The 14835-nt window shown below is 61.9% G+C and carries 16 protein-coding genes; 3 read left to right on the plus strand and 13 right to left on the minus strand.

Annotation, left to right across the window (positions count from 1 at the left end):
* Positions 1 to 113 precede the first annotated feature (113 nt).
* Positions 114 to 323, minus strand: coding sequence for a hypothetical protein (locus tag WCL58_RS13395; RefSeq protein WP_004931526.1), 210 nt, complete (start codon positions 321 to 323; stop codon positions 114 to 116).
* A 157-nt stretch (positions 324 to 480) separates the two neighbouring features.
* Here WCL58_RS13395 and WCL58_RS13400 point away from each other — a divergent pair, with 157 nt between their 5' ends.
* Entirely contained in the window at positions 481 to 633 is a 153-nt protein-coding gene (locus WCL58_RS13400; RefSeq protein WP_169318360.1) for a hypothetical protein, read from the plus strand.
* 38 nt (positions 634 to 671) lie between these two features.
* On the opposite strand, the gene yniD is transcribed toward WCL58_RS13400, so the two are convergent.
* Positions 672 to 764, minus strand: coding sequence for a small membrane protein YniD (yniD, locus tag WCL58_RS13405; RefSeq protein WP_016928013.1), 93 nt, complete (start codon positions 762 to 764; stop codon positions 672 to 674).
* Between the two features lie 335 nt (positions 765 to 1099).
* Here yniD and WCL58_RS13410 point away from each other — a divergent pair, with 335 nt between their 5' ends.
* Positions 1100 to 1492, plus strand: coding sequence for an ASCH domain-containing protein (locus tag WCL58_RS13410; protein WP_004931522.1), 393 nt, complete (start codon positions 1100 to 1102; stop codon positions 1490 to 1492).
* A 4-nt stretch (positions 1493 to 1496) separates the two neighbouring features.
* Positions 1497 to 2096, plus strand: a complete 600-nt coding sequence (locus WCL58_RS13415; RefSeq protein ID WP_336851277.1) for a C39 family peptidase — start codon at positions 1497 to 1499, stop codon at positions 2094 to 2096.
* A 55-nt stretch (positions 2097 to 2151) separates the two neighbouring features.
* On the opposite strand, the gene WCL58_RS13420 is transcribed toward WCL58_RS13415, so the two are convergent.
* The 11 genes from WCL58_RS13420 to yebS form a co-directional block, all read right to left on the minus strand.
* Positions 2152 to 2391, minus strand: coding sequence for a YebV family protein (locus WCL58_RS13420; protein ID WP_060419275.1), 240 nt, complete (start codon positions 2389 to 2391; stop codon positions 2152 to 2154).
* Positions 2392 to 2526: 135 nt separating this feature from the next.
* Positions 2527 to 3459, minus strand: a complete 933-nt coding sequence (locus tag WCL58_RS13425) for a Csu type fimbrial protein (RefSeq protein ID WP_336851278.1) — start codon at positions 3457 to 3459, stop codon at positions 2527 to 2529.
* A gap of 19 nt (positions 3460 to 3478) precedes the next feature.
* Positions 3479 to 5926 (minus strand): fimbria/pilus outer membrane usher protein, encoded by a 2448-nt coding sequence (locus tag WCL58_RS13430; protein ID WP_387442703.1) that lies wholly within the window; start codon positions 5924 to 5926, stop codon positions 3479 to 3481.
* Positions 5927 to 5972: 46 nt separating this feature from the next.
* Positions 5973 to 6740 carry a fimbrial biogenesis chaperone gene (locus WCL58_RS13435; RefSeq protein ID WP_049201714.1) on the minus strand — a complete coding sequence of 256 codons (768 nt, stop codon included), beginning with the start codon at positions 6738 to 6740 and terminating at the stop codon, positions 5973 to 5975.
* A 21-nt stretch (positions 6741 to 6761) separates the two neighbouring features.
* Complete coding sequence (locus tag WCL58_RS13440; RefSeq protein WP_038882152.1) at positions 6762 to 7304, minus strand: Csu type fimbrial protein; 543 nt, start codon at positions 7302 to 7304, stop codon at positions 6762 to 6764.
* Positions 7298 to 7801: a Csu type fimbrial protein gene (locus WCL58_RS13445; RefSeq protein ID WP_038877669.1), complete on the minus strand. Its 504-nt coding sequence runs from the start codon at positions 7799 to 7801 to the stop codon at positions 7298 to 7300. Before WCL58_RS13445 ends, WCL58_RS13440 begins: the two co-directional genes overlap by 7 nt.
* A gap of 2 nt (positions 7802 to 7803) precedes the next feature.
* A complete protein-coding gene (locus WCL58_RS13450) occupies positions 7804 to 8340 on the minus strand; it encodes a Csu type fimbrial protein (protein ID WP_060440090.1) in 537 nt (178 codons plus the stop codon).
* 274 nt (positions 8341 to 8614) lie between these two features.
* Positions 8615 to 9151 (minus strand): Csu type fimbrial protein, encoded by a 537-nt coding sequence (locus tag WCL58_RS13455; protein WP_060419268.1) that lies wholly within the window; start codon positions 9149 to 9151, stop codon positions 8615 to 8617.
* Positions 9152 to 9423: 272 nt separating this feature from the next.
* Complete coding sequence (gene rsmF / locus WCL58_RS13460) at positions 9424 to 10860, minus strand: 16S rRNA (cytosine(1407)-C(5))-methyltransferase RsmF (RefSeq protein WP_060440089.1); 1437 nt, start codon at positions 10858 to 10860, stop codon at positions 9424 to 9426.
* 102 nt (positions 10861 to 10962) lie between these two features.
* Positions 10963 to 13593 (minus strand): PqiB family protein, encoded by a 2631-nt coding sequence (locus WCL58_RS13465; protein ID WP_336851279.1) that lies wholly within the window; start codon positions 13591 to 13593, stop codon positions 10963 to 10965.
* On the minus strand, positions 13562 to 14809 hold the full coding sequence (gene yebS, locus WCL58_RS13470) for a membrane integrity lipid transport subunit YebS (protein WP_049198592.1): 1248 nt from the start codon (positions 14807 to 14809) through the stop codon (positions 13562 to 13564). Before yebS ends, WCL58_RS13465 begins: the two co-directional genes overlap by 32 nt.
* Between the last annotated feature and the right edge of the window lie 26 nt (positions 14810 to 14835).

Here is a 14835-nt window from a genome sequence, read left to right on the forward strand (position 1 = left end):
AACCCGACAATTCCTATTAATTCCGTCATATTAGCGTGACATAGTAGCGCGCAGAAGGCCGGGCTTGCATACCTCGGGCTTCTGTCGGATCGCCAACCTTTTCGGTTGGCGATTCATTTTCCGCCTTTCAACATGTTGATGGCGGCGCCGAGCAGGATGCGCCGTTCGATATCGTTGCTGTCCGCCAGCTGCCGCGCCAGATGTTTTTCCAGCGTTTCCACCGACAGCGCTTCGCCACGATGGCGCAGCTGCATCACGCCGTCGCCGATCAGGCGTGCGACCTCATCCCATACGGGTTTAATCTCCTGTTCCGAGAACGTCATGGCCTACCTCGGCTGGTTGATTTTTGCCCAATGTAGCAGCTGAACTGCGGCTTCGCTACCAGCCACCCAAAACAGGAAGCATAAAAAACAAGCCATCAGTATTTCTTCTGGTTTTTACGCTCAATACTGGCGGTGTCGAAAAGCAGGAGAAAACATCATGAACTGGGTCGAAACCTTGGCGGAGTACTACCGCCTCAGCCGCACGGGTGAAACGCAACATTGGCTGTGCCGCCGCTGGTTGCCACAAGGGGAAGCGCGTCTGGCCTATTTGCGGGAGTTGCTGGAGCCGACCGCGCCAGGGCGGCGGTGAGCAGGACGCCGGCGTGTAGCCGGCGTCGTTGCATGGGATTAACCGAAGGCGATCGCCGCCCAACGCAACAGCAGCAACGCCAGGCAGATCAGCAGCAGCACTACGACCATTTTACTGAGTTTGTTGCCCATGCGTTTTGTTGCCACGTTGCCTCCTTAACTGAAATACCACCCGCCGACGAGGGTGATGAGGAAAAGCGTCACCAGGGCGACGCCGTTGAGTAAATCGCTGAAGGTATCGTCAGCATCGATGTCGTCTTGCCGCATGTTGCCGCCTGGCGGTTGCCATTGGGTGAATAATGTCCACAGTATGCGCCCGGCAGCGCGGCAGGCACAGCGAAGAACGGTAAAAACTCGTAAAGGCGGCGGTGGCGGAACGCGCAGTCGCGCTTGCGACGGATGCAGACGGCCGGCAATACGTTGTACTATCCTGTCTGCATTGATGCATTTTTCCAAAAGGTATAATCATGGCGACGGCAATTCCACAGAAATACGAGCACCTTGAGCGCTGGGCGTTCGGCGATACCGAGCAGCAGGCCGATGAAGTGGTGCAATTGATCCTCAATGGCACCAAAACGGCCACCTGTTCCAACCTGGACGGCGAAGGGATCCCGCAGGCCGGCGATCTGTTCCTGGTGGTGGACGGCAAAGGTGAACCGGTCTGCGCGGTTGAACTGACCGCGGTGGAAATGAAAACTTACGATCAGGTCGATGAAGCGCACGCCTTTGCCGAAGGCGAGGGCGATCGTTCGCTGGCGCATTGGCGCAAAGAGCTGCAGCGTTTCTTCGAAGAGTACGATCTGTTCTCGCCGGACATGACGCTGGTGCTGATGAATTTCAAAGTCGTCGACAAGTTCTAAACGGATGCGCGCCGTTCCCTACGAATGCCAGTGGGCAAGCCCGGAGCTGGCCGCCGATCTGATCGCCGGCTGCATGACGCTGGCGCAAGACGAGAATTGGGCGCGCAGCGGCGCCCGCGATCGGGCGGAGTACGTCGAGTGGGCCAACCACGTGTGCGGCATGGCCTGCCTGAAAATGGTGCTGAGCCACCGCGACGGCGAAGCGCCACCGCTGCTGGAGCTGGCGCGGCGCAGCCTGCCTTACGGTGCCTATGTACGCGAGGGGGAGCGGATCAAAGGGCTGATTTACGCGCCGTTCGTCGAGTACGTGCGCGAGCAGTTTGCGCTGCAAGCGGAGGTGAAGGTGGGGCTGGAGGCCGCCGAGTTATCGGCGCTGCTTAGCCAATACCGCTACTTTATCGCCTCGGTGCATCCCTCCATTCGCCGGCCCGAGAGCCTGCCGCCACAGCGGGGCGGGCATCTGGTGCTGATCACCGCCGCCGATACGCAAAGCGTGACTTTCCACAACCCTTCGGGCGACAGCCCGGCGACGCGCGAGCGGGTACAGCTGCCGCTCAACCGCTTCACCCCTTTCTTTGCCGGCCGCGGCATCGCCATCGCATAAAAAAACGCGCTGTTTCCGATGAAAGCAGCGCGTCGTCAGCAGGCCCGGCGTATTTTCATGCCAGCCGCATCACCCAGGCGTCCGCCTGCCGATCGTAGTGCTGCTTGTACAGCAGCGACTGTTTGCCGTTGAGGATCGCCGGAATGCTGGTGTGTTCATCCCAGCCGTCGAGCTGCATACACAGGTCCGGATCGGACTTGCAGGGAATGCTCAGGGTGCCGGCGCGGTCGGTGCCGGCGTGAAGATGCGCGTCATCGACCTCGAAGCTGCCAATTTTTACGACGGTTTTGCTCATGGGAACTCCTTGCTCAATGATGTGGTAGGAGGTTAGACCAGTAAGGCCATCGGTATGAGCATAGCCAAATGAGCAAAAAATGCCACATAAAAAATACATTCTGGCAACATTCTTCCTGAGCGGCTAGCGGCCCGGCTAATAGGTCACGACATAGCTGACGTTATCCTGATAGGTACCGACCGGCACTTCGGTCTGCGCCGGATTGATGGCGGCGGTAAAGGGAATGCTTTGCGCCAGGCCGGTGCCGGTGCCGCTTTGCGCGTTGGTGCTGCTCCACACGGTGCTGGTGTTGGGCAGGTAGATCTGATACTGCAGGAAGTTGCTGGTGCCGCTGAGCATTTGCCGCCAACCGGTGATGGGGTTGTTGCCGTTGGTAAAGTAGGAGCTGTATGACTGGGATTTGGTGCAGGTCAGGGTGATGCTCTGGTTGATCGGGTTGAATTGCCCCACCAGCGCCATGCTGCCGAAGTTGACGTTATTGGCGGTATTGATCAGGCAGCTTTTGGTGATGACTGCGGTGATGGTCACGGTGCTGGGTTGGTTGGTGCCGTCCCACCAGATACACAGCCCTATCAGGCCCAGGCCGCAAATATGGTAGTTCCACACCAGATTGATGGTGTCGGTATAGGTGCCGGCGCTGACGTTCGCACCCGCCACCGTTTTGATGTACACCGGAAAGTTGACGTTGGAAGAGATCAGGATCAGCGACAGCAGGTTCAGCGAGCTGTAGTCGATGGTCTGGCCGACGCTGTAGGGGTATTGGTAGTTGGCATCCGGGTAGATGAGATAGGAAATTTTATCGCCGGAGCCGTTGCCGTTCAGCAGGGCCATATTGTTGGTGGTGGAGGCGATCTTGACCGTGACGGTGTTTTGCGTCAACAGATTGAGCCCCAGCCCGGTACAGTTGAGCCCGGCGGTACCCTGGGCGCTGCTCTGGCCGTTGTAGACGGCGAAGGAGTTGCTGCTGGGCAGGGTCACCGTGCCGTTGGTGGTGGCGCAGTCCGCCAGCGCGCGTTGCCCGCACAGCAGCAGCAGCGCCGCCAAAAGAATTTTCACTTGCCGAGACATCGTTCTTCTTCTCCGTGTGTTATTGGCAGACGAGGGGACCGACGCGCTGTAGCCCCTGCGGGTTGGCCAGGCTGAAGCTGACTTGGCACGGCGCGCCGCCGTCGGCTGGGATCACGCTCAGCCGGTTGTGTTGCTGCACCGGGTCGATATAGGTCATGCCATCCCACCCGACGTAGCTTTGTTGATTGCTGCCGATCACCGCCACCTGGCTGCCGTTGGCCAGCGGTTTGCCTTGCGTATCGACCAGCTCCACGTCGGCGGCGGAAAGGCGCTGGACGGGGAATTCGACCAGGTAGCCACTGTGATCGCGAATGGCGACGGTTTTTTCTACCGATGGCAAATTGACGTCCGCCGGCAGATTGAGCGGATCAATCTGGAATTTGGCGTGGTAATACGAAGTGACGGTGGGCACCAACAGGTAGCCTTTGTCGTTGGTGACGCCGATGCGCTGGTTCTCGTAGCTGACCGGAATACCGGCGTAGCCGTTGGTCGAAACCAGGGCAAAGGCGTCGTTGATGGTGTTAGTGGCGTATACGCCGCCGTTCATCGCCACCAGCGAACCGCTGACTTCGCCCCAGCGGGTGTAATCGTTACGGTTGCCGTACAGCCCGGCGCGGGTTTCCAACAGCGAGGTGCGCCAGGTCAGGTCTGCCTGGCGGTAATCGCTGTCGCTGCCTTGACCGCCGGCGTAGGCCAGGTTCCAGCCGAAACCGCCGTCGGTCGGCGCGGCGCGGCTGTACGCGACGCGCTCGCTCCAGCGGTTGCCGGCGTCGCGGGCGGTACTGACGTTAGCGGTGCCCCAGGCATCGAACGGAATGCTGATCTGCAGCTGCGAGCTGTAGCCGTCGCCGCCGATCTCGCGGTTCGCCGAGGCGTACAGGCTGATATTGCGCCACAGCGTCAGGCTGTACGACAGGTTGACCAGGCGGGTGCGTTGGCCGATGGCGTCGCGCACGTCGAAATAACCGGCGCCCAGGCTGCCGAAGCGGCTCAGGCCGATGCTGCCGGTCAGTTGATCGGTGCGGCGGCTCAGGCGGTAGCTGCTCTTGTAGGTGGAGAGGTCGCCGAAGTCCGCGCTGCGCAGTACCCGTTGGGCATTGAGGCTGAAATATTGGTTGCTGTAGGTATAGCTCAGGCTGGTCTGATCGCCGTGGCGGCCGGTGTACTGATAAACCGGCCCGGCATCCGGTTGCTGTACCGGTTGGCCGGTGATCGGATCGTAATAAAGGGGCGTAACCGGCGGGGCGTTGAAGGCATCGCTGCCCGCCTGGCTGTAGCTGTAGGAGGCGTTGAGGACCCCTAACTGCCCCAGGCGCACGCCCGCGCCGGCGCCGGTGACCGCCAGCTCAGCTGCGCCTTCCGCCCGCCCTTCGAGCGTCAACCAATCGGTGACGCCGTAACGCCCGCTGCCGCTGGCCACCCATTGGCCGTAGTCTGCGGAACGGTAGCCGTAATTTTGACGCAGCGCCCCTGCCGACAGGCTGAAATCGCTTAGCCCGGCCTGCAGCAGCGAGCTGGCGACATAGAACGGCACCGTGGTGCTGATCTGGCGGCCGAGTGCGTCGGTGGTGACCACCGTCGCCTGGCCGGCGCCGTTGATGTAAGGCACGGTATTCAGGGTGAACGGGCCGGGGTTCACGCTGACGGAGGTGTTCTTATAGCTGTTGATGTACAGATCGACGCTGCTCGGCACGGCGGCCTGGCCGGAGAACTGCGGCAGCGGATAGGTAATCAGATCCGGCCGCGTGGCGAAGTTGCGCGCCACCTGCAGGCCGCCGATGCGCACCGAACTGGTCCAGGGCAGCGAGCCGGTCGTGAGATCGCCGGCGGTATAGCTGAGCATGGTGTCGTCGTCGCTGTAGCGCCAGCTGCTGTCGTAGCGGATATAGCGATTGTTCTGCTGTGCGGCGGTCTCGCCGTTGAAGCTGCTGCGGAAAATGCCGGTGTTGGCGATAACGCCGAAGCCGTCGAACAGCCGCTGTTCGCTCCAGGCGGAAAAATAACCCGGATTGCCGCGCCCGCCGCTCTGGCTGACGTAGGCGTCGTAATTCAGCAAGAAACCCAGGCTGCTTTGCGCCGGCAGCCGCTGTTCTGGGTTGGCGTCGCCGAGGGTTTGCTTGGGCAGCCAGTCGTTGGGCACCGAGATCAACAGCTGCTGCGTTTCGCCGCTGTAGGTGACGTCGACCTTATCCAATTGATCGACGGCGATCTCTTTCGCTTGCTTGTTCGCCACCGGCAGGCCGGCGTCGCTCAGTTGCTGCGGCGTCAAATAGTAGTGGCCGCCGCGGTAGGTGACCGGCACCACTTTGCCGGTCTGGCGGCCGTTCACCACCGGCTCCAGATACAGCGTGGTGTCCGGCATGCTGATGGCGCTGGGCGGCGGCGGAAGGTCGTCGGCGGCGGCGTGCGGCGGCCACAGCTCCACCGCCATACAAAGTACGGCCAGGGCCAGCGGCTTGAGCTGCATGCCGCGCGTGGCCGGCGACGAGATCCGCTTCACCTGCACCTCAGGCTCAGTAAGACGGAATGGTTACGGGTTGCTTATTGTCATTGACCATCGCCTGCAGCTTGCCGGCGGCGAAACTGCCCGAAGGCGGCAGGGCAAAGCGCATTTGCGAACCCGGCAGCACATAGCCCAGCAGCCCGTTGTTGAGCGGCTTGCCCTGGATGCTGACCTGCGACAGGCGGGCGTGCACGATGCCGTCGTTGCGCACGTCGAGCCAGCGCTGGCTGTTTTGCTGCAGCAGCCGGTAGCTGAGCTTAGGCTGGTTGGCGGTGGCATAGTCGCGCGGGTGTTCGAAGTCTTGCTTGGTCCAGACGCCTTTGCCGCTGACGAACAGCGGCACCGAATAACGCATCTGGAATTTCAGCCCCATCTGCGCACCCTTGTCGGGCGCCGCGCCGTCTTTATCCTTGATGGGCACTTCGTCAACCAGTATCCGGTAAGCCCGTTCTTGCCCGGCGGCGACCGGGGTCTGCTTGATCAGGCGAATCAGCTGGCGTTTGCCGGGGAGAATGGTGGCGACCGGCGGGCTGGCGACCACTTCGCTCTGGTTGCGGTAGTCGTCCTTACCGCCGGTTTGTTGCCAGCCGAGCACGCGGATCTGCATATAGACCGGTTTGCTGTCGCGGTTTTCCAGCCACAGGGCCGTCGCCTGCTGGTTGTCTTCAATCGCCGGATCGATAGGCCAAATCAGAATGGAGGCGGCGGCGAAGGCCTGCGGTTGACCGGCTAACAGCAATCCTGCCAACAGGGGCAGGCGGAGCAGAGTACTACGCATAATGTGATCCTTTTTAAAAGCTCAATAACTCACCGTCACTAAGACCGTATCGTTGTAGGTGCCGCTGGTGGGCAAGGTGCTGCTCGCCATTAAACTGGCGTAGATTTTTATTTCTTGTGTACTGCCGGTGGAGGAGACGGTTTGGACGGCGCCGCCGTTGCCGCCGTCGCCCCACAAAACGGCGTAGTTGGCATCCTGGTAGAGCTGGTAAACCAGCGTTTCCGAGGTCACCGAGTTCAACAGTTTTCGCCCGCCGGCGATGGAGCCGGTGACGTTATTGCCGACGTTCAACCCCAGGGTGACGCTGAGCCCGGGATTGCAGCGGATCAAAATGGAGCCGGCGCCGGCGCTAGAGACGATTTTTATCGGGCTGCTCAAGGACGCAACCTGGCCGAAGCTCATGCTGCCGAACGAGGTAACGTTGGTGACGCCGCTGCCGAGTACGCAGCCTTTGATGATCGAAGCATTGACCGTGAAGCCCTGGCTGACGGTATCGGCACGGGCCGTCGGGGCGCCGATCAGCGCCGCCAGCAGCAGGGTGCGCAGCGTTCCGTTAATCACCAATTTATCGTCACCTGCACCGTATCCGTATAGTTGCCCGTCGCCGGCGTCGTTTGTACCGGGATCATGCCGTACACCGGCAGCCAGACGCTTTGGCCAGTGGCGGTCTGGGTGACGCCGGTGACGTTATCCCAGACGGTGGCGTAGCTGGCGCTGGTATACAGGTTGTAGTTCACGCGGGCGCCCGCCGCGCTTTGCAGATAGCGTGCGGCGGTATTGCCGCTCTGTCCGCCGCTGAGCAGCACCGTGTAACTGGTGCCGTTGTTGCAGTTGATCTGCAGTGCGCCGGCGTTCGCCTGGCCGGTCACCTTTATCGCCGTATTGAGGAAATAGACCGTGCCGAAGTTAAAGGTGCCGAATGTGGTGTTGCCGCCGCTGGTGGTGCCGGCGACGCAGGACTTGACCAAGGTGGCGCTGACGCCCACCGTCGCGGTGCTGACGTCGGCGCGGCAAACGCCCGCCAACGACAACAGCATGCAGGTGACGGCCAGGCGCGTCATGTTTACCAGGTGACGGTCATGGTGACGGTATCGCTGTACGCACCGGCCGCCGGGGTGGTGCCTGCCGCAGGTACCAGGCCGTAGACGATCAGCGGCACCGCCGAACCGGTGCCGGTGCCGGTCAGCACGCCGGTGGTGCTGTTCCACGGCACGGCGTGGGCGCTGTCCTGGTAGAGGTTATAGCTGATATAGGCCGGTACGCTGCTGGCCATGCGCCGCTGGCTGCCGGTCGCGTTGAGGCCGTTGTCCAGCGCCACGGTGTAGTTGGTGCCGGTGGTGCAGTTCAGCCCCAGCGTGCCGGTGCCGCCGCTGCCGGTGGCGCTGGCGGTGATGACGTTAGCCAGTGAGGAGTAGGTGCCGAAGCTGATGGAGCCGAAGCTGTTGGTGGTGCCGGAGCTGGTGCCGCCGGTGACCACGCAGCCGGCGCCGATGGTCAGGGTGACGCCCAGCGTGCCCTGAATGGTGCCCGCCGCGTAGGAGGTGCCAGAGGCGCACAGCAGAAGCGCTGCCGAGGTTAATGCCGCCAGAGTCTTTTTCATCGTGGTTCCTTGCCGTAGTAGAGAAGCCTGCCAAAAAGCCCGAAAAATGAGTCAAATGCATTAATCTATTTACAGATTAATTAATAGAATAAGAACGTGAGAATGTCGCGCTAAAAGATTAAAAACTTTATTTATTTTTAATCGCTGTCGCAGGTTCGCTGCGGCGGCCGTGTCACCGGGCATGAACACTAAGGGGGGAATGATAAGGTGGGTGGGAATATTATTACTTAATGAATAACGGAGCGCACTGACGGCGCTCCGTTGACGATGAAACTCACCAGGTGACGGTCATGGTGACGGTATCGCTGTAGACGCCGGCCGCCGGAGTCGTTCCCGCGGCAGGCACCAGGCCGTAAACGATCAGCGGCACCGCCGATCCGGTACCGGTGCCGGTCAGCGTGCCGGTGGTGCTGTTCCACGGCAGGGCGTGGGCGCTGTCCTGATAAAGGTTGTAGCTGATGTAGGCCGGCACGCTGCTGGCCATGCGCCGTTGGCTGCCGGAGGCGTTGAGGCCGTTGTCCAGCGCTACGGTATAGTTGGTGCCGGTGGTGCAGTTCAGCCCCAGCGTGCCGGTGCCGCCGCTGCCGGTGGCACTGGCGGTGATGACGTTGGCCAGCGAGGAGTAAGTCCCGAAGCTGATCGAACCAAAGTCGTTGGTGGTGCCGGAACTGTTGCCGCCGGTGACCACACAGCCGGCGCCGATGGTGATCGTCACGCCCAGCGTGCCCTGAATGGTGCCCGCTGCGTTGGCTGTGCCACTGATGCACAGCAGAGGTGCTACCGAGGTCAAAACCATCAGAGTTTTATTCATCATGATTCCTTGCCGTGTCAGAGAAAGCCCGCAAAAACGCCACCCAGAGCTGAGTTGAACGCATTAATTTACTTACATTTAAATTAATAGGATAAGAACGCGAAATTGTCTTGATCAAAGGCTAAAAACTTTTTTCTTTTCCGGCGGGGAAATACGGGCGGGGAGGCGGAATAGTGCAAATTGGAAATGATTAGAATAATAATGAATGGCGATAGGAATATTATTAGCATTATTTTGGCGCCGGGGAAGGCGGTTCCCCGGCACCGGAGCGATTACAGGTGAAAATCCAGCGCGCCGTCGCGCACCAGCTCGCGCGGCAGGTTGTTCTTGATGCGGCTACCGATGCGCTTGGCGATGCCCAGCGGCTGGCCCTGGTAGGTGACGATGCATTCATCGCCGGCCGGCGGCTGCTCCGGGTAGAGATCGCGGCCGTGATACCACTCTTGCGCCAGGGCGGCGTCCAGCTCGAAATGCGTTTTGCCGCCGGTGCCGGCCAGCGCGATCGCCGCCTCGTGCTGCCAGCGGAAACCTTTCGGGAAACGTTCCGCCAGCTTGAGGCCGATACGTGAGAAGCGCACTTTACCGAACAGCGGTTCCAGCTCGGCCGGGAACAGCCAGAGCTCCTTGTCGCGCTCCCACAGCCGGCTGTCATCGCCCCAGGTTAAGCCGGATGCGGCGGCGGCTTGGGCGACCAGCGCCGCCTCTTTGCCGGACAGCGGGCTGAACGGGAATTTACCCACCTTGTAGGTCGGCTTCGCCAACGGCGCCACGGCGCGCTGTTTGCGCAGGCGGGCGACGAAAAAGCCTTCGCTGTCGTAAATCTGCGGGAAGACGTGCAGGAAGCCTTCGGCAGTCAGCGCCTTGTCGGCGCCGGGGAACAGCGCACCCAGCGGCTCGACGCTGACCGCGTCGCCGTAGGTGTCCAGCAGCCAGCGCACCACCTGCTGGTTTTCCTGCGCATTGAGCGTGCAGGTGGAGTAAACCATCACGCCGCCCGGCGCCAGCGCATGAAACGCGCTGTCGATCAGTTCGCGTTGGGTGGCGGCGATTTCGGCCACGCTCTGTGGCGACCAGTTGCTCATGGCGTCCGGATCCTTGCGCACCACGCCTTCGCCGGAGCAGGGGGCATCGAGCAGAATGGCGTCGAAGCTCTCCGGCAGCGCGGCGCCGAACACCCTGCCGTCGAAGTGGGTCAGCGCGGCGTTCTTCACGCCGCAGCGGCTGATATTGGCGTGCAGCACTTTTACCCGGCTGGCGGAGTATTCGTTGGCGACGATGCCGCCCTGATTGCCCATTAACGCGGCGATTTGGGTGGTTTTGGAGCCTGGTGCCGCCGCCACGTCCAGCACCCGATTCGGCACTGCGCCGCCCGAGAACAGCGCGCTGACCGGCAGCATTGAACTGGCCTCCTGAATGTAGAACAGGCCGCTCAGGTGTTCGGCGGCGCTGCCCAGACGCAGCTCTTCATCGTCGCGCTCGATCCAGAACCCTTCCGCGCACCAGGGGATGGGCTCCAGTCGCCAGTCGTAATCCTGCACCAGCGCCAGGAAGTCGGCGACGCTGATTTTCAGCGTGTTGACGCGCAGGCTGCGGCGCAGCGGGCGCTGGCAGGCGGCGATAAAATCTTCCATCGCCAGCTCGGCGGGCATGATGGCGCGGGTGGCGTCAAGGAAAGCGGGGGGCAGAAAAACGGCGGTGGATTTGGCCACGGGGCGAACTCTCAGGGTGCAATAAAGACAAGGGCGAGAGTTTATCACAAAGCGGAAAAAAACAGGGCCCGACAATGCCGGGCCCTGAGGAAAATGCGAAATTTAATCGCGCGGAATGGCGGTGCCCCAGGTTTTCCAGTCCTTCGGCTCTTCCGGATTCAGCAGGAAGTGTTTGTTAGGCGTCGCTTTCGGCGCCAGCGGAATGGTCGGCGGCGTGGCGAAGGCGATACCGCCGCGGATGAACTGCTGGAAGGTGCCGCTCTTGATCACGCCGCCGGTCAGGCCGAACTGCAGGTTGTACCCCGAAGCCAGCCAGAACACGCTGTTGTTGCGCACCAGATGCTGATACTTCTTGCTGATGCGCAGCGCGACATGAACCCGGTCTGACATGGCGCCAAGGTAGAAGCCGGTGATGGTGCCGACCTCCACGCCGCGGAACAACACCGGCGTGCCGATCTGCAGGGAGCCGGTTTCGGCAGCGTCGAGCACCACGCTCAGGCCGTCGAGATAGCGCGAGTCGGTGATGCTGGCCTGCTGCAGTTCGAAGGTGCGCATCTCGCGGCCGCGCCCCGGCTCCACGTTGATATAAGGCTGGAGCAGGGTATCGAGGTTGCTGACGCCGGCGGCGGAGATCTCCGGCGAGACGATCGAGAAGCGGCTGCCCAGACGCGCGAAGGTCTGCACGTATTCCGGATACAGCACCGCTTTGGCCAACACTTCGTTGCGCTCCGGCGCCAGCTGCAGCGACTCCACCTGGCCGACGTCGATGCCGAGGTAGCGCAGCGGCATGCCCGCCGACAGCTTGCTGGCGTCGTAGGTTTTCAGCGTGATTTGGCTGCCCACCGCGCGAGCGGCGGTTTCGCTGGCGTACAGCACGCGGTTGGCGCCCTTGTTGAGCGTCACGCCCTGCAGGTTGTCGAAGCTGATGGCGCCTTTCAGCGCACGGTTAAGCGGCGAAGCCTGCACCGTCAGCCCGCTGCCGTTGAGCTGCACCTTGGCGCCGCCTTCGGCCCAGAAGATGCTTTCACGGGTCAGCAGCTTGCGGTATTCCGGGCTGATGTAGACGTCCACCTCAAACTCGTTGGCCTTTGGCCGCACGTTGACGATTTCGCCCACCTGGAATTTGCGATACAGCACCACCGAGCCGGCCTGCACGTCCGGCAGGCTGGTGGCGCTGAGGGTCAGGGTGGTGGCCGGGGCGTTGCCGACGATGCCTTCCTCGGCTTTCTCACTGTTGGCGTACAGCGGGTATTGGCCGCCCGGTTCCCCCTTGCTGCCGGGAATAATGCGCACGCCGCCGTCTACCCACTCCTGGGCGCTGGCGCCGAGCACTTCCATGCCGTCGATGCCCAGCTTGACGTCGAGGCGGCTGTTGACCACGAATTTGCTGTCTTTGTGCAGCAGGCCGCGATATTGGGCGTCGATGGCGGCGGTGAACACCACGCCGCTGGCGGTCAGGGTGCGGCTCAGGATCTGGCCGACTTTCACGCCGTGCACCACCAACGGCTGCCCCACGTCGATGCCGTAGCTTTGCGGCGCATTCAGCGTGACGGTCAGCACGCCAGGCTGTTGCAACAGCGTCTCGCTGCTGTCCAGCACGTTGAAGCGCTGCTGCGGCTCGCCTTCACCCGGCACCAGCTCCAGCGTGGTGCCGGTCAGCAGCTGGCTGAGCTTGGCGTCGTTGAGGCTGATGCGCGGGCTGCGCATCACGATGCGGGTGCCGCTGCGCATCAGATCGACCACCGAAGGATCGATGGTCAGTTCACCGACCACTTTGCTGTCCTGCTGCAACGTCAGCTTGGTCAGGGTGCCGACCTGCAGCCCTTGGTACATCAGCGGCGTGCGGTTTTCACTCAGGTTGTTGCCGCTCGGCAGATCCAGCAGGATATTGACGCCGCGCTGGCTGTGGGCCAGATCGGGATACAGGGCATAGCTCTGGTCACCCTTGGCCTGCTGGCCATCGGCCGGCGAATCGAAGGCGATGGCGCCGTTGACCAGCGCCGCCAGGCTCTCCATCTGTACCGTCGCGCCGGACAGGCTGAAATCGCCCTTGAAGCCGGAGACGTTCCAGAAGCGGCTGTTGTTTTTCACCAGATGGGCGAAGCGGCGGTCGATAAGTACGTCGATGGTCACGCCCTTATTGCCTTCGCTGATGGTGTAGTCGTACACCTTGCCGACCGGGATTTTACGGTAGTAGGCCAGCGAGCCGCTGTTAAGCGAGCCCAGATCGTCGGCGTGCAGATGGATCATCAGCTCGCCGGTGTTCAGGCGGTATTTCGGCTGGGTATCGAGCGCGGCGAAGTGGGTTTGCGCCTTGCCGCTGCCGGGCATCATGCCGATATAGTTGCCGCCGACCAGCGCATCGAGCCCGGAGACCCCGGCCAGCGAAGCCTTGGGGGTCACCAGCCAAAACTGGGTGCCTTCGCGCAGCGAGTCTTCCAGATCGCTTTTGATGCTGGCTTCCACCACGATGCTGCGCAGATCTTTGCTCAGGCTGATCTTCTGCACCGTGCCGACGTCAACGCCCTGGTAGCGCACCGGCGTGCGGCCGGCGACGATGCCCGCCGCCGATTGGAAGTCGATGGTGACGGTGGTGCCGCGCTCCTGGAAATTGTTATAGACCAGCCACCCGGCGATCAGCAGGGCGATGAACGGCAGTAACCAGAACGGTGAAATGCGGCGTTTGTTCTTGACCCGCGCTTCAGTCGGTGTAGTCGGCGTTTCCTGTTGCATGTGCATCCCAAATCAATCGGCTATCCAGCCACTCAACGGCAAGAATAGTCAAAATGACCGCCGAGCCAAAGTAAAACGCGGCCGGTCCCATAGTAAAAGATAACAGCTGATCGCGGTTTACCAGCGACATCATCAAGGCGATAACGAACAGATCCAGCATCGACCAGCGGCCGATCCAGGTGACCAGGCGCAGCAGGCGAATACGCGTTTTCAGGCTGTGCGAGGTTTTGAAGTGAATGCTGAACAGCAGCGTGATCAGCACGATCACCTTGGTAAAGGGCACCAGCACGCTGGCGATGAACACGATGGCGGCGATCGGCACGTTGCCGGAGGTGGCCAGCGAGACCACGCCGGAGAAGATGGTGTCTTCGAGCCGTGCGCCGTTGGCGTAAATGATGGAAATCGGCAGCAGGTTGGCCGGTATCAGCAGGATCATCGCCGCGATCAGCGCCGCCCAGGTTTTCTGCAGGCTGTAGGGCTGGCGGTGGCACATCGGCACGTGGCAGCGCGGGCAGCGGCCGCGCGCGTCGGGGTAGCCGGTATAGTGGCAGGACAGGCAAATATGCAGCGCCGCCGGCGGGCCTTCCGGCTGCTCCTGCGGGTAGTAACGCTCCCACAACTGCTCCAGGTTGGCGTGGATCAGCGTCAGGATGCTGAGCAGGGTGAGCGACAGGTAGGCGATCAGCGCGCTGCCCGCCTGGATGTCGGCATAATCCTGCACCTTGATCGCCGCCACCGCCATGCCGATCAGATAGATGTCCAGCATCACCCACTCTTTCAGCCGCTCCAACATCAGCAGCACCGGGCGCAGGTTCATGCCGAGCGCGTGGCCGAAGCGCAGGTAGAGCAGCGACAGCGCCAGCGTCAGTGGGGCGCCGAGGGTACAGAACGCCACCATGCTGGCGGTCAGCGGATCGCCCTGACGGCTCATCTGCCAGATGCCCTCCAGCAAACTGGCGTCGATGCGCGTGCCGAGCAGGCGGATGCTGATCAGCGGCTCGGTGAAGGCGAACGGCATCAGCAGCAGCATGGCGATCGCCATGGCGGTCAGGCGCGTCATCGACCAGTCGCGGCCGCTCACCACCTTGGCGTTGCAGCGCGGGCAATAGGCGGCCTGATTGCCGCTGAGCGGCGGCAGCACGAACAGCAGGTCGCACTCGCAGCAGCGCTGGTGGCGCGCTTTGGAAAGGGGGGCGGTGATCGCGTGTATTTTCATCTTTGACAAGTAGCTGCCCTTGAGCC

The sequence above is a fragment of the Serratia sp. TMDUHS_CL genome, from assembly GCF_037137105.1.
In the GTDB taxonomy this organism is placed as follows: Bacteria; Pseudomonadota; Gammaproteobacteria; order Enterobacterales; family Enterobacteriaceae; genus Serratia; species Serratia nevei.

Excerpts from the sequence above, each read along its gene's own strand:
- WCL58_RS13430 (WP_387442703.1), bottom strand. The coding sequence starts at position 5,926 with ATGCAGCTCAAGCCGCTGGCCCTGGCCGTACTTTGTATGGCGGTGGAG.
- WCL58_RS13450 (WP_060440090.1), bottom strand. The coding sequence starts at position 8,340 with ATGAAAAAGACTCTGGCGGCATTAACCTCGGCAGCGCTTCTGCTGTGC.
- WCL58_RS13420 (WP_060419275.1), bottom strand. The coding sequence starts at position 2,391 with ATGAGCAAAACCGTCGTAAAAATTGGCAGCTTCGAGGTCGATGACGCG.
- WCL58_RS13400 (WP_169318360.1), top strand. The coding sequence starts at position 481 with ATGAACTGGGTCGAAACCTTGGCGGAGTACTACCGCCTCAGCCGCACG.
- WCL58_RS13435 (WP_049201714.1), bottom strand. The coding sequence starts at position 6,740 with ATGCGTAGTACTCTGCTCCGCCTGCCCCTGTTGGCAGGATTGCTGTTA.
- yebS (WP_049198592.1), bottom strand. The coding sequence starts at position 14,809 with ATGAAAATACACGCGATCACCGCCCCCCTTTCCAAAGCGCGCCACCAG.
- WCL58_RS13445 (WP_038877669.1), bottom strand. The coding sequence starts at position 7,801 with ATGACGCGCCTGGCCGTCACCTGCATGCTGTTGTCGTTGGCGGGCGTT.
- WCL58_RS13465 (WP_336851279.1), bottom strand. The coding sequence starts at position 13,593 with ATGCAACAGGAAACGCCGACTACACCGACTGAAGCGCGGGTCAAGAAC.
- yniD (WP_016928013.1), bottom strand. The coding sequence starts at position 764 with ATGGGCAACAAACTCAGTAAAATGGTCGTAGTGCTGCTGCTGATCTGC.
- WCL58_RS13410 (WP_004931522.1), top strand. The coding sequence starts at position 1,100 with ATGGCGACGGCAATTCCACAGAAATACGAGCACCTTGAGCGCTGGGCG.
- WCL58_RS13415 (WP_336851277.1), top strand. The coding sequence starts at position 1,497 with ATGCGCGCCGTTCCCTACGAATGCCAGTGGGCAAGCCCGGAGCTGGCC.
- WCL58_RS13455 (WP_060419268.1), bottom strand. The coding sequence starts at position 9,151 with ATGAATAAAACTCTGATGGTTTTGACCTCGGTAGCACCTCTGCTGTGC.
- WCL58_RS13425 (WP_336851278.1), bottom strand. The coding sequence starts at position 3,459 with ATGTCTCGGCAAGTGAAAATTCTTTTGGCGGCGCTGCTGCTGCTGTGC.
- WCL58_RS13395 (WP_004931526.1), bottom strand. The coding sequence starts at position 323 with ATGACGTTCTCGGAACAGGAGATTAAACCCGTATGGGATGAGGTCGCA.